Here is a 14,113-nt window from a genome sequence, read left to right as displayed (position 1 = left end):
AGATTCTTTGTGTCCGCAGTTCCAAATAGGAGGAACAAGAAAATGGCTGAATCCATGAAAGGCCTGAAGAGAACCTGCCGCTGTGCGGAAGTCACAAAAGCAGATATCGGAAAAAAAGTAACCCTGATGGGCTGGGTACAGAAAAGCCGTAATAAAGGCGGAATTATTTTCGTCGATCTACGTGACAGAAGCGGTATTATGCAGATCATCTTTGAGAACGGCCCGATCAGTGAGGAAGGTTTTGAAAAAGCAGCAAAACTGCGCAGCGAGTTCGTTATCGCCGTAGAAGGTGAAGTAATGGCCCGCTCCGGTGCTGTCAATGAAAACCTGGCAACAGGAGAGATCGAAGTAAAGGCTGAGTCCTTACGCATCCTTTCCGAGGCAGAAACCCCGCCGTTCCCGATCGAGGAGGATTCCAAGACGAGAGAAGAACTTCGTCTGAAATACCGTTACCTGGATCTGCGCCGCCCGGACATCCAGAGAAACCTGATCATGAGAAGCAAAGTGGCAATGCTCACCCGTGAGTTCATGTCCAAAGAAGGCTTCCTTGAGATTGAAACCCCGATGCTGACGAAATCTACACCGGAAGGCGCCAGAGATTACCTGGTACCGAGCCGTGTTCATCCGGGCAGCTTCTACGCACTGCCGCAGTCTCCGCAGCTGTTCAAACAGCTTCTGATGTGCTCCGGCTATGACCGTTATATCCAGATCGTAAAATGTTTCCGTGACGAGGACCTGCGTGCCGACCGTCAGCCGGAGTTCACCCAGATCGATATGGAGCTTGCTTTCGTTGATGTAGATGACGTTATCGATGTCAATGAGAGACTGCTGGCACACCTGTTCAAAGAGGTGCTCGGCGTTGAGGTACAGCTCCCGATCCAGAGAATGACCTGGAAAGAGGCTATGAATCGTTTCGGTTCCGACAAACCGGACCTGCGTTTCGGTATGGAGCTGGTTGATGTTTCCGAGACCGTAAAAGATACCGAGTTCGTTGTATTTAAAGGCGCACTCGAAAACGGCGGTTCTGTCCGCGGTATCAACGCAAAGGGACAGGGCGCAATGCCGAGAAAGAAAATCGACAAGCTCGTTGAGTTTGCGAAAGGATATGGAGCAAAAGGTCTTGCCTACATTGCAATCCATGAGGACGGCAGCTGGAAATCTTCCTTCTCCAAATTTATGACCGAGGAGCAGATGGAAGCTCTCATCAAAGCCATGGACGGACAGGCAGGAGACCTTCTTCTCTTCGCAGCAGACCGCAACAAGATCGTTTGGAACGTTCTTGGCGCACTTCGTCTGGAACTGGCAGAGCAGATGGGACTGCTCGACAAGAACGAGTACCGTTTCGTATGGATTACCGAGTTCCCGCTTCTGGAGTGGTCCGATGAGGAGAACCGTTTCACCGCAATGCATCACCCGTTCACCATGCCGATGGACGAGGATCTGCCGCTTCTGGACACCGATCCGGGCGCAGTTCGTGCAAAAGCCTACGATATTGTTCTGAACGGCACTGAGATCGGAGGAGGAAGCGTTCGTATTCACCAGAACGATGTGCAGGAGAAGATGTTTGAGATGCTTGGTTTCACAAAGGAACAGGCACATGAGCGATTTGGTTTCCTTCTGGATGCTTTCAAATACGGAGTTCCGCCTCACGCCGGACTGGCTTACGGACTGGACCGTCTCGTTATGCTGATGGCAAAAGAGGACAGCATCCGCGACGTCATCGCATTCCCGAAGGTAAAAGATGCTTCCTGTCTGATGACCGAGGCTCCGTCACCGGTTGACGCAGCACAGCTGGAAGAGCTGGGTCTTGAGGTTGAGCCGCAGGCTGAGGAAGAGACAACAGAAGAGTAAAGAAAATTTTGTAATTTACAGGACAGACAATTTTGCAGAAGTGCAGCGTTGTCTGTCCTTTTTTAGGTTTCACTCGATCGGTGTAAAGAAAAACTTAAGAAATTCTTCCACGTCTTTCCCGTTGTTTTGCTGGAAAAAAGTGCTACAATATGGTTTGTAAGAAAGATACGGAAACATCCACAGCAAGTGGAACACATAGAGAAAAAGACAAGGAGGAATCACTATGTTAGTTACATTAGTCATGCTGGCAACCTGTTTTGGTCTGCTCTGCGGAATTGGAATTTTATTTGGGATCGTCGGACTGCTGCTGAAATTTGGAGGAAAAGTCCTCGGCGCATGCGCCACTATTCTTCTCCCGATCGGCGTGATCTGGCTTGGCTTTAAAATCGTGTTCGCCGTCGTTCCGCTTCTGTTCAAACTGGTCTGTGCAGCGCTGATCTGTTATCTCGTATACCGCATTCTGCGGGAGATGAAACTTGTAGCATAAAAAATAAAATCTAACAGATTCGAAAGAAAACCTGCTTTCCGTCATAAACACGGAGGCAGGTTTTTAATGACAAAAATCTATTTTCAGAAAAAAGCCAGTATTTGCTTAAAAAAGAGTAAGGAAAAAGTAAGAAAACAAAAAACAAAATGTGATACGATAGAACTAACTTGGGAAAGCAGAAAATTAATTTGTAAAATAGAAAAGTGGGAGGAAGCATATGAAGAAAAAAGTAATCGCGATTGTGTGTGCAGTTGCAGTTCTGGCGGCAGCCGGAGGGGGAGCGGCATGGCACTTCCTTGGAAACAGTACAAAAGAGGACGATAACGTCGTCTATGTCAATACTGTAAAAGCCCTGACCAATCTGGGAACCGGAAATGGAATGGAAAACCGCTATGCCGGTGTTGTGGAGTCGGAAAATACCTGGAAGGTAGAGAAAAACAGCGAGAAAACGGTAAAGGAAGTTTATGTGGAAGTCGGTCAGGAGGTTCAGGTCGGAACACCGCTGTTCTCCTACGATACCGAGAAATTCCAGAGTGACCTCGAGCAGGCGCAGCTGGATCTGGAACGCATAAACAATGAACTTTCAAGTATGAATACCAATATCGACCAGCTTTACAAAGACAAAAAGCAGGCATCAAAAGACCAGCAGGCAAGCATCACACTGGAAATTCAGGAAGCGGAGCTGGATTTAAAGAAAAAAGAATATGAAGGAAAATCAAAACAGGCGGAGATTGATAAATTAAACGATAACATCACCAATGCGACCGTGATCAGCGAAATCGCCGGTGTTGTAAAATCAATCAACAACGATGACAGCAGCGCCGGCGCTTACTCCGGTGACAGCTCCGACAATTCCTTCCTGACCGTTCTTGCAACGGGAGATTTCCGTGTAAAAGGCCAGATCAATGAACAGAATATGAGCGACGGTTCGATTACCGAAGGAAGCCAGGTGATCGTACATTCTCGTGTAGATGAGAATCAGACCTGGACCGGAACCGTGACAAAGATTGATCGGGAAAATGCCCGGACAGGAAGCAATAACGTTTACAGCAGTTCAGGAGACGGTATGACGCAGTCAAGCAACTATCCGTTTTATGTACAGCTCGATGGAACAAATGGCCTGATGCTCGGTCAGCATGTTTACGTAGAGCCGGATATCGGTCAGCAGGAAGTCAAAACTGGAATCTGGCTGTCCGATTACTTTATCAACGATATCGACAGCAATCCTTATGTCTGGGCTGATGATGGAAATGGAAAACTGGAAAAACGAAGTGTAACCCTTGGAACACACGATGAAAATATGATGGAATATCAGATCACTGATGGTCTCAAAGAGGAGGATGCCATCACCTTCCCGGAGGAGGGTCTGGAAGAGGGCATGAAGACCGTCGTCAGCACTGATGGTTCGCTGGGACAGAGCAATCCGGCCGGCGGCGAAGATGACGGAATGATGGATGACGGTATGCTTGACAACGACGATGGAATGGTCGACGACGGTATGACGCAGGATGAAAACGGCATGGTCGACAATACCATGGATGGCGCAGAGTACAGCGGTGAGGAAGATACGACGAACGTGATCGGCGGCGCCGACGGTGGTGAAGCTGGCGAGAACGACGCGGCAGACACACAGGAAGCCGGATCGACGGAGGACGGGGAGGTGCAGCCGTGATTCTGGAATTAGAGAATATCTGTAAAGAATATATGCAGGGCAAAATCCCGGTTCCGGTTCTGAAAAACATCAACTTCTCCATGGAAGAAGGCGAGTACGTTGCGATCATGGGTCCTTCCGGTTCCGGAAAAACAACACTGATGAATATTGTCGGCTGCCTCGACCAGGCGACGAGCGGACGGCTGATCCTCGACGGACAGGACATCAGCAAATGCAGTGACAATCAGATGTCGGACATCCGCCTGCAGAAAATCGGCTTTGTCTTCCAGAACTTCCAACTCCTTGCAAGACAGAGCGCAATGGAAAATGTATGCCTGCCGTTGACGTATGCGGGCGTGCCGAAAAAAGAGAGAAGAGAGCGGGCGGCGATTGCCCTCGAGCGGGTGGGGCTCGGCGACCGTATGAGTTTCAAACCAACCCAGCTTTCCGGCGGCCAGAAACAGCGAGTGGCGATTGCAAGAGCGATCGTCAACCATCCGAAAATTCTGCTGGCCGATGAGCCGACCGGAGCGCTCGACTCCCATTCCGGCGAACAGGTCATGGAGCTGTTCCAGAGCCTGAACGACGAGGGTGTCAGCATCTTGATGATCACACATGACGCGGATATTGCATCGATGGCACAGCGCACCGTGGAGATCCGTGATGGAATGATGAAATCGAAGGAGGTGGCCGAAGCATGAAAAAAGGAAAAGCCGCAAAGAAAGCAGCGATTGCAGTCGTGACCGCGGTTGCCGTAGGCGGTGTCAGTGTCGGCGGTTATTACGGCATCCGCCAGGCGCAGAAGACGACCGTAAAAGTGTATCCGGTCAGTGACTTTACGAGTGGTTACTGGGGAGACAGTATGAACATGGAAGGCCAGATCACCTCGACGGCTTCCCAGAACATCTATCTTTCCGAAAGCCAGACCATTTCCCAGGTTCTCGTCAAAGAGGGCGATGTGGTAAATGCCGGAGACACGCTGATGACATATGATACCAGCATGATCGAGCTGGATCTGGAAACGCAGCAGTTACAGCTTGCACAGACAAAGCTGAAAATCCAGCAGAGTGAAAAAGAACTGGAAAAGCTGAAAAAGACAAAACCGGTATCGGATACCCCGCTGGATCCGGTGGAGCCGGATTTCCCGGAAGATCCCGACTTTCCGGATTTCCCGGATTTTCCAGATGAACCCATCGATCCGGATTTTCCGGACGAACCGATTCCGACCCCGGAACCGGAGCCGACGTACGAGGATGCTGTTCTGTACAGCAGTACGAATAAGCTTGTATTTGGTTCCAAACCATACAAAGGAGAAGGAACGCAGGAAGACCCATACACCTATCTCTGCGCACCGGGAACAGTCCTGACAGGCGGATTCCTGAATCAGATGGCAGGATACGCGGATGAAAAGGGAACGAAAAAAGAAGAGGACAGCGAAGGATACTGGTTCCGCCTGGAGATTCATGAGGAAAACAAAGCCGCAGAGGCGCTGGAAACCGTGTGGGAGCAGGATGGAACGAAGATTGCGAAAGCATACGAGACTTCGTATGAAGCAGTCCTGAGTCTGAAAGAATCCGAGTCGGCGGATGCACCGGAAGTAAAAATTACCACGCCGCTTGCCAACACAGAGGTGGCAGAGGGCGGCGGGCTGAAGCTGAAAATCGGAATCAATGAGAAGAAAGATACCGAAGAGAAGCCAGATGAGAAAGCTGACGATAAAACGGATGATAAAACCGAGAGTCCGTCCGAGGACGATGTGACACAGCCGGGTGAAGCCGGAAATGGAAGCGGAGAGACAGACGATTCCACGGAAAACACCGAAACAGATGTCACTTACACATACGTCTGGAAACACAACGGAAAGACAATCGACGGAGATTTTAAGGATACTTACACAAAAGAAAACATCACAAAAGAGGATGCCGGAATCTACACAGTAGAAGTGACAGCGAAAAATGACAAGGGTACTTCCATGGCAGTCAGCACTGCAAATGTGACGGTAAAAGAAGGAACAATTACCCCGGCACCAAGTGTAACTCCGACCCCGGGCGTTACGCCGAGACCGAGTGTAACTCCAGAGCCGACCATCAGCCCGGAACCAAGTACAACACCGATTCCGACCACAGAGCCGGTTCCAACAGAAACTCCGGTGCCGAGCGAGACCCCAGTTCCGACGGAAACGCCGACGCCGACCAAAGTCCCGGCAGAACCGGAAGCGGAACCGCAGAGTGAAAGTGCACCGGAAGCAGTGCAGACAACAGCAAAAACCGTATTCTACGGTGAAAAAGCATCGGTACAGTCCCTCTTTACATCATCCACAGGAAGCAGCGCCAACAACAATACTTCTTCCGGTGATGATACCCAGATGACCTACACAAAAGATGAGCTGAAAAAAGCCATCAGCGAAAAAGAGAGCCAGATCCGTGGTCTGAAGCTGGATCAGAAGGAAGAGGAACTCAAAGTCAAAAATACGCAGAAATCCCTGGATTCCCAGACCGTAAAAGCGACGATCAGCGGTGTGGTAAAGAAGGTTGGAAATGCAGAAAACCCGTCCAACGACGGAAGCGCCTTTATCCAGGTCAGCGGAAACGAAGGTCTGTACGTGCACGGCTACTTAAGCGAGACGTATCTCGATCAGGTAAAAGTCGGCGACGAACTCAACGTGACTTCCTGGTCTTCGGGTGCTTTTGCAGCGGCAACCGTAACCGAGATTTCCCCGTACCCGACAACAAGCTACATGTCCTACAGCGAGACACCAGCCTCCTTCTACCCGTTCACAGCCGTTATCCCGGAGGGCGGAGAAGGTTTTGAAAACGGCGACTGGATCGAGATTGCAATCACTGTCGGAAACGATGTAGAAAACGGCAACGGCCTGTACGTCAGCAAAGAATTCATCCGTGAGGAGAACGGACAGAAATTCGTTTATATCCGGGATGAAAATGATAAATTAAAGAAACAGAATGTGGTAACCGGAAAACTTCTGTGGGGCAGCTATTACGAAGTGAAGAGCGGTCTTTCCGAAGAGGATTACATTGCATTCCCGTACGGCAAAACCGTGGTGGAAGGCGCAGACACGAAGGAATCCAGTTCATCGGATTATTACAACAGTTAAGGAGGCGCACCATGTTAGAAAATGTAAGACTTTCCTTTCAGGGAATCTGGTCACACAAAATGCGTTCCTTCCTGACGATGCTGGGTATTATCATCGGAATTGCGTCGATCATCTCAATTGTCTCCACGATCAAGGGAACGAATGAGCAGATCAAACAGAACCTGATCGGAGCCGGAAACAACAACGTGACCGTCAGCTTAAAGCAGGGCGACGGCGATTACTGGATGGACAACGGACTGCCAAGCGGCGTGTCGAAACTGTCCGATGATCAGAAAAAGCGGATCCGCGAGCAGGATCAGGTGGAAAATGCATCGTTTTACACCGAAAGAACGTATGTGAGCGGCATCGCAAAAGGAAACACAACACTGGACAGTGCGAAGGCGCTTGGCGTGGATGAAAATTATCTGTCGACGTGCGGCTATCAGATTTATCAGGGACGCGGCTTTGTAGAGAGCGATTTCTCGAAGATCCACAAAGTTGTCCTCCTCGACGATACCGCAGTGCTGACACTCTTCCCGGATGAGTCGCCGGTCGGCAAAACGATCGAGATCATGGGCGAGCCGTTCACGGTGATCGGCGTGATCAAAAAAGCCGATTCGTTTCAGCCGGTCATCAATTCCAGGGATGACTACTATACGTACAATCAGGAATCCTATCCGCTGGTGCTGATGCCGGATGTCTGCTGGCCGATCGTATTCCAGTATGATGAGCCGGAAAATGCCGTTGTGATGGCAAAAACGACCGAGGATATGAGCACGGTGGGAAAGACAACAGCGGATATCATGAACGAATCCGTGACCAATACAACCGATTCTCTTTCCTATCAGGCAGAGGATCTGCTGGAGAAAGCAAAGAGTCTGCAGGAGTTAGGCCAGAGCACAAACCAGCAGCTGATCTGGATCGCGAGCATTTCGCTTCTGGTCGGCGGTATCGGTGTTATGAATATTATGCTGGTATCTGTAACGGAACGTACAAGCGAGATCGGCCTGAAAAAGGCGATCGGAGCAAGAAAACGCAGAATTCTGTTCCAGTTCCTGACCGAGGCGGCGGTGCTCACCAGCATCGGCGGACTGCTCGGCGTGCTGGGCGGCATTATCATGGCACAGGTGATTTCGAGGGTATCGCAGACGCCTGTGGCGATCAGTATTCCGGCGATCATTTTCTCCGTGGTATTCTCCATGGTGATCGGTATCGTATTCGGACTGCTGCCGTCGGTAAAAGCAGCGAACCTGAATCCGATTGATGCGCTGCGAAGAGAATAGAACAAGAAAGAGTTGAAAAATCCGTGCGGGTACAGCGTAGGTGCTGGATCCGTACGGATTTTTTGTGCGGCGTGTGCGGATGAAACTTAAGATCTTTACTTTTTGCGGAAAGTCGGTTATACTGGAAAATAAGCGCAATTTGCAGCGCAGCAAAGAGGCATTCGAGTTTCGGATTCGGTATGTTTATGAAAATATAAGAAAGATTCAAAGACATTTCACATTCGTCTATGGTATAATCAAACAAGAGTATGACCAACGAAAAGGAGTATACGCGAATGAATATTTTGTTTTTTATCACACCGAAAAGTGAAACGGCTTATCTGTATGATGACTGCTCACTTCGGCAGGCCATCGAGAAGATCGAATATCATAAATACACGGCGGTTCCGGTACTGAACAAAAAGGGCTGCTACGTGGGAACACTGACGGAAGGAGATCTGCTCCGCATCGTAAAAGAACGGTATCTGCTGAATTACCATGAAGCAGAGGATATCCCGCTCTGGCAGGTTCCGAAACGGTGGAATTATGAGTCCGTCAACATCAACAGCAACATCGAGGACCTGATCGAGATGTCCATGCGGCAGAATTTCGTTCCAGTTGTGGATGACGAGGGAACCTTCATCGGCATCATCCGAAGAAGAGACATCATCCAGTACTGTTATCAGAAAAGCGGCATCAAAGAAGAGGAAGAAGCCCGGCGCAGCGCGCGGAAACAAAACGCAGAACAGATGATTCTGCAGTAAAGAAGAAAATGAGGGAAGCATTATGAAAAAACTGATCGATCTTATCCAGGAAGAGCTGGTAAAAGCCTTTACCGCTGCGGAGATGGACCCGTCCTATGCAAGGGTTTCCGTTTCCAACCGCCCGGATCTGTGCGAATACCAGTGCAACGGCGCAATGGCAGCTGCAAAAGCATACCACAAAGCACCGATCCAGCTGGCTGAAGCAGTTGTAGAAAAAGTGACCGACCACAGCGTGATCGGTGAAATTGAAGCCGTAAAACCGGGATTCATCAACCTGAAAATCAACCCGGAATTTCTGGCAGATTATCTTTCCAAAATGCAGAACGATGAAGATCTTTCTGTAGAGAAGGCAAAAAATCCGAAAACCATCATCATAGATTACGGCGGAGCAAACGTGGCAAAACCGCTTCACGTCGGCCATCTCCGTTCCGCGATCATCGGCGAGAGCATCAAGCGTATGGGACGCTTCATGGGCCACAACATGATCGGTGACGTTCATCTTGGAGACTGGGGTTTGCAGATGGGACTGATCATCACCGAGCTGCAGGAGCGCCATCCGGAGCTTGTTTATTTTGATGAGTCCTTTACGGGAGAGTACCCGGAGGAAGCACCGTTTACGATCAGCGAGCTCGAGGAGATTTATCCTTGCGCAAGCGGCAAATCGAAAGAGGACGAGGACTATAAGAAACGTGCACTCGAGGCAACGAGAGAGCTGCAGCAGGGCAGAAGAGGATATCGTGCGATCTGGAAACACATTATGAATGTTTCTGTTGCCGATCTGAAGAAGAACTATGGAAACCTCGACGTTCATTTCGATCTGTGGATGGGTGAGTCCGATGCACAGGAGTACATTCCGGACATGGTAGATTACCTGAAAGACAATGGTTATGCACATTATGACCAGGGCGCACTCGTTGTTGATGTCAAAGAAGAGACAGACACAAAAGAGATCCCGCCGTGCATGATCTTAAAATCCGATGGAGCAGCGCTGTACGATACGACAGACCTGGCAACCATCATCCAGCGTATGAAACTGTACAAGCCGGACGAGATCTGCTATCTGGCAGACAAACGTCAGGAGCTTCACTTTGTACAGTGCTTCCGCTGTGCAAGAAAAGCCAAACTGGTGAATGATGATACCGTTCTTTCCTTTATCGGATTTGGTACCATGAACGGAAAAGACGGAAAACCGTTCAAGACCCGTGAGGGCGGCGTTATGCGTCTGGAGCGTCTGATCGGCGAGATCAACGATGAGATGTATCAGAAGATCGTGGAGAACCGCAGCGTAAAAGATACGGATGCAAGAGGAACGGCACAGATTGTCGGACTGTCTGCTATTAAATACGGTGACCTGTCCAACCAGGCATCGAAAGATTATGTATTCGATGTTGAGAGATTTACTTCCTTCGAGGGAAACACCGGTCCGTACATCCTGTACACGATCGTTCGTACAAAATCCATCCTCGGAAAATATAAAGAAGAGGGAAATGAACTGAAGAAAGGCGCACTTCTGGCACCGAAGAGCGACAGCGAGAAAGCTCTGATGCTTTCCGTATCTCGTTTCAACGGCGTTGTGGAGAACGCATTCGAGGAGAAAGCACCGCATAAGATCTGTGCTTATATCTACGAGCTTGCAAACGAGTTCAACCACTTCTACCACGAGACCAAGATCTTAAGTGAGCAGGATGAGGCAAGAAAAGCATCTTACCTGGCACTGCTGGATCTCGTCCGCGAGGTACTCGAGACCTGCATCGACCTGCTGGGATTCTCGGCACCGGAACGGATGTAAAACGCCAGGGGATCAAACTTAAAAGTCCGACGCAATCTGGCGTTGCGCGGAGTCAAGAGGGAAAAAATAGATAAAAAACAGGCGATTTTTTTGGCAGCCGTCGGCTTCTGTAGTTCTTGCAGAAACGGCGGCTGTTGTGTTATACTTACATCACGATTTTTCATCCGCTTGGACATTCGTCCTGAAAAATCGATTCTATATTACTCTATCGAAGAGCCATTCGGCTCAATTTATATCCATGTACAAAAACAGAATATCGGACTGACAAACGCTTTGACGTAAAAAGAGGAGGCGGGATCATTGGAAAAGTAGAACTTCCGGGAGGGAAGTATCGCCTGCTGTCAGTGCTCGGAAGAGGGGCAACGTCTGTCGTTTATCTTGCAGAGAAAACTGGATCCGGAAAGCGGTATGCAGTCAAGGTAAGTATATGTGACAGGGAAAAACTGCGCCGGGAGGCGTTTCTTTTACAGAAGTTTTCATATCCCGGGATTCCCTGTGCGGTGGAACTTCTGGAAAGTGGGACAAAAAGCTTTCTGGTGATGGAAGCTGTAAACGGAAAATCTATCGGACAGCGTATGCGTAAGGGAGAACGGTTTTCCAGCCGGGAAATTCTGAAAACGGGAATTGCCCTGAGCGGGATTCTCTGTTATCTCCATGCACAGAACCCGCCGGTTTTCCACCGGGATCTGAAGCCGGACAACGTGATGATAACAGAGCGTGGTGAAATATACCTTGTGGATTTCGGTGCAGCCGGAACAGAAGAAACGGGTGTGGAAGTCCGTTATGGAACCCGCGGTTATGCAGCGCCGGAGCAGTATGACGGGAAGTGTGACGCCCGTTCCGATCTTTATGCACTCGGCGCACTGCTTGCGGCAATGGCGAAGCATGCGAAAAAGCGGCAGAAAAGAGGACTCTGGCGGGTGCTGGAAAAGTGTATGCAGAAAAAGCCGGAGGAGCGGTATGCGTCTGCCGGAGAAGTCAAAAAGGCACTGCGGCGGCTGGAAAGAAAGCAAAAAGGCAGGAAGACTCTGCGGATCTTTGCAGTTTTTGCTTTTCTGACAGGAGGAGCGGCTGCAGTTGCCAGCAGGATGCCATGGGGGCAGTTTCCGGCGGCAGACGAATGGGAGGAGCAGGGCGATCTCTGGTTCTGCGGAAATCCGGTGGAAGAAGGCAGTCTGCCGAACTACCGGAAAGCGCGGGAAGCGTTCTTAAAGGCAGACCATCTCAGTCAGGCGGGACGTGTGGAGCAGGAACTTGTGGAATACTGTCTGGCGGATGATGCGGCAAGGGAAAAAATGCAGATGGAGCCATTGCTGGCTGAATTTTATGATGACACGCAGCAGGAGCCGGAAAAAGAAAAACGCTGCCGCAGATATCTTGCTGTTGCAGGAATGTATTTCAGTTTTTCTGAAGAACTGGCGCGTGAAAATGACACAGACGCCATGCGGAAAGGAATCGAAGTGCTGGAAAAGGCTGCAGGCGAGAATATGGAGGGGCAGTGGGAGGCGGTTATCTGGCAGAGACTGGCGGATGCGTGCTATCTTGGCGGAAAATCCGGGGATGGGGAAAGAGAACAGGACTGGTGCCAGGAGAGCTTTCTCTATTACGAACGGCTTCTGTGCAGCAGACAGGATGGAAACCGGCGGAAAAATCTGCTCAGGGCCGCAGAGCTGGCACTGCAGTTCGACATGCAGGAAAAAGCAGAACAGTACCTCAACGAGGCAGCAGAAATTCCGGGAATGGAGGAGGACATTTTTTATCAGCAGATCAGAAAAAGATGGGAGGAAGCAGGATGAGAAAAAAGACCATATGCGCAATGATGACAGGATTCCTGGCCGTCCAGGGAATCGAAGTCCACGCGGAGACACAGCAGACGACAGGCGAGGCCGCAAGTGCGGTGGAAAGCGTGGAATTAGAAGCTGAAATCATCGAGAACAGTGATGTGACAGATGCAGACGGGAAAGCCGGACCGGAGGAACTGCTGCCGGACGAAAAGTCAGAAGAAGAACCGCCTATAGAAGAGAAACCAGAGCAGGAACCAGAGCCGCCGGAAGAGAAAACAGATCCGGCAGAGACCGGAAAGAAAGAGACAGAAGGAGAAGAAAAAATGCTTCCCCCGACGGTAATTCCGGATCCGGAGAAGGAACCAGCGGAAAAGTGGGAAGAAGAGGAGGAAGAAATTTCGGAAGATTCAGAATCGGGGAAGCCAGAAGAATTGCCGGAGGCAGGAGATATGGGTTCCGGGGAATCGGAATCAGAGGAAGGATGTGAAGAAACAGATACAAAAGAATCAGAGACAGAAGAGTCAGAAAATCAAACCTCGGAAACAAAAGCACCAGAAAAAGAGGAGTCTGCCGTAATGCCAGATGCCGGAAAGTCAAACACAGAAAAGCAGGAACAAACGGAGCCCGGGCAATCGTCTCCGGAGAAAGAAGAACTCAAAACAGACGAACAGCTGCCCGTTGCTGCAGCCACACCCGAGGAGGTGATCCAAGATCCAGATGATATTCCGCTACAAACAGAAGAAAGCAGTCCTCCGCCTGCCGAAACTCCATCTGAGAGTGCCGGGGAGGAGCCATCTCAAATACCGCCGCAGATCATCGCCGATTTCATATTATCACAGATAGCAGACGAAGATTTCGAAGCGCCGACCCCCCTGATTATCCGCCCGGCCGACACCAGCGTCGAAGTAGATCCCGGTTATACCCCGGAAATTCTGCTCGAGGGAGCCGCCGACACGGCTGAAATTCTTTCCTGCATGGTAAATGGCTCCGAAGCCGAATATGAATGGAAAGAAAACAAAATCTGTCTGAAAGCCGAGAGCCTTTCCGAAGGCTACAACCGCATCACTGTAAAAGTGCGCGGCGCAGACGGCATTGTTCGAACCATGAAACCGTGGGAAGTCAACGTGAAACCAAAAACTTCCACACTTGTCAGCCAAAGAACCAGCCAGAGACCAAAAGGAACCCGACTCTGGCAGTCCCTGAGGCGCCTCTGGAACCTGATTCGTGCCATTGCCGAAATTCAGAATCAGACCACCCGCTATCTGCGCGCCCTCTGCAGAAAATAGCCTGATCCCAGAGATTTCGCTTTTAGAAAATAATATCCCCGTTTTGCCGAGAGCGCATCCAGCAGAATGGGGAATTCCCTTATTGAAAGAAAAATCACTGTTTTTTCTGGATAAACAACCAAAAAGGACACCTTTTATTGTATAATTA

10 protein-coding genes are annotated in these 14,113 nt (G+C 49.9%); all 10 read left to right on the top strand.

The genetic code is table 11. The features are described from left to right. Window positions 1-42: 42 nt before the first annotated feature. The 10 genes from aspS to ACY2VT_RS03210 all read left to right on the top strand — a co-directional run bounded on the left by aspS (window position 43) and on the right by ACY2VT_RS03210 (window position 13,965). Complete coding sequence (gene aspS, locus ACY2VT_RS03255) at window positions 43-1,851, top strand: aspartate--tRNA ligase (protein ID WP_461878858.1); 1,809 nt, start codon at window positions 43-45, stop codon at window positions 1,849-1,851. Window positions 1,852-2,074: 223 nt separating this feature from the next. Then, window positions 2,075-2,338, top strand: a complete 264-nt coding sequence (locus ACY2VT_RS03250) for a hypothetical protein (protein WP_022461142.1) — start codon at window positions 2,075-2,077, stop codon at window positions 2,336-2,338. Between the two features lie 217 nt (window positions 2,339-2,555). Beyond that, on the top strand, window positions 2,556-4,010 hold the full coding sequence (locus tag ACY2VT_RS03245) for an efflux RND transporter periplasmic adaptor subunit (RefSeq protein WP_461878857.1): 1,455 nt from the start codon (window positions 2,556-2,558) through the stop codon (window positions 4,008-4,010). Next, entirely contained in the window at window positions 4,007-4,690 is a 684-nt protein-coding gene (locus ACY2VT_RS03240) for an ABC transporter ATP-binding protein (protein WP_461878856.1), read from the top strand. The genes ACY2VT_RS03245 and ACY2VT_RS03240 overlap by 4 nt, the downstream gene beginning before the upstream one ends. Then, window positions 4,687-7,101 (top strand): hypothetical protein, encoded by a 2,415-nt coding sequence (locus tag ACY2VT_RS03235; protein ID WP_461878855.1) that lies wholly within the window; start codon window positions 4,687-4,689, stop codon window positions 7,099-7,101. The genes ACY2VT_RS03240 and ACY2VT_RS03235 overlap by 4 nt, the downstream gene beginning before the upstream one ends. 11 nt (window positions 7,102-7,112) lie before the next feature. Further along, a complete protein-coding gene (locus ACY2VT_RS03230; RefSeq protein ID WP_022461146.1) occupies window positions 7,113-8,363 on the top strand; it encodes an ABC transporter permease in 1,251 nt (416 codons plus the stop codon). A gap of 275 nt (window positions 8,364-8,638) precedes the next feature. Further along, entirely contained in the window at window positions 8,639-9,106 is a 468-nt protein-coding gene (locus ACY2VT_RS03225) for a CBS domain-containing protein (protein WP_461878854.1), read from the top strand. Between the two features lie 22 nt (window positions 9,107-9,128). Continuing rightward, window positions 9,129-10,895 carry an arginine--tRNA ligase gene (gene argS, locus ACY2VT_RS03220; RefSeq protein WP_461878853.1) on the top strand — a complete coding sequence of 589 codons (1,767 nt, stop codon included), beginning with the start codon at window positions 9,129-9,131 and terminating at the stop codon, window positions 10,893-10,895. A gap of 188 nt (window positions 10,896-11,083) precedes the next feature. Next, on the top strand, window positions 11,084-12,691 hold the full coding sequence (locus tag ACY2VT_RS03215) for a serine/threonine protein kinase (protein ID WP_461878911.1): 1,608 nt from the start codon (window positions 11,084-11,086) through the stop codon (window positions 12,689-12,691). Next, window positions 12,688-13,965, top strand: coding sequence for a hypothetical protein (locus tag ACY2VT_RS03210; RefSeq protein WP_461878852.1), 1,278 nt, complete (start codon window positions 12,688-12,690; stop codon window positions 13,963-13,965). Before ACY2VT_RS03215 ends, ACY2VT_RS03210 begins: the two co-directional genes overlap by 4 nt. Window positions 13,966-14,113 lie beyond the last annotated feature (148 nt).

Source organism: Fusicatenibacter sp., from assembly GCF_050872605.1.
In the GTDB taxonomy this organism is placed as follows: Bacteria; Bacillota; Clostridia; order Lachnospirales; family Lachnospiraceae; genus Fusicatenibacter.
The sequence above is the reverse complement of the archived record's forward strand: the minus strand, read 5'-3'. Positions and strand labels throughout refer to the sequence as shown.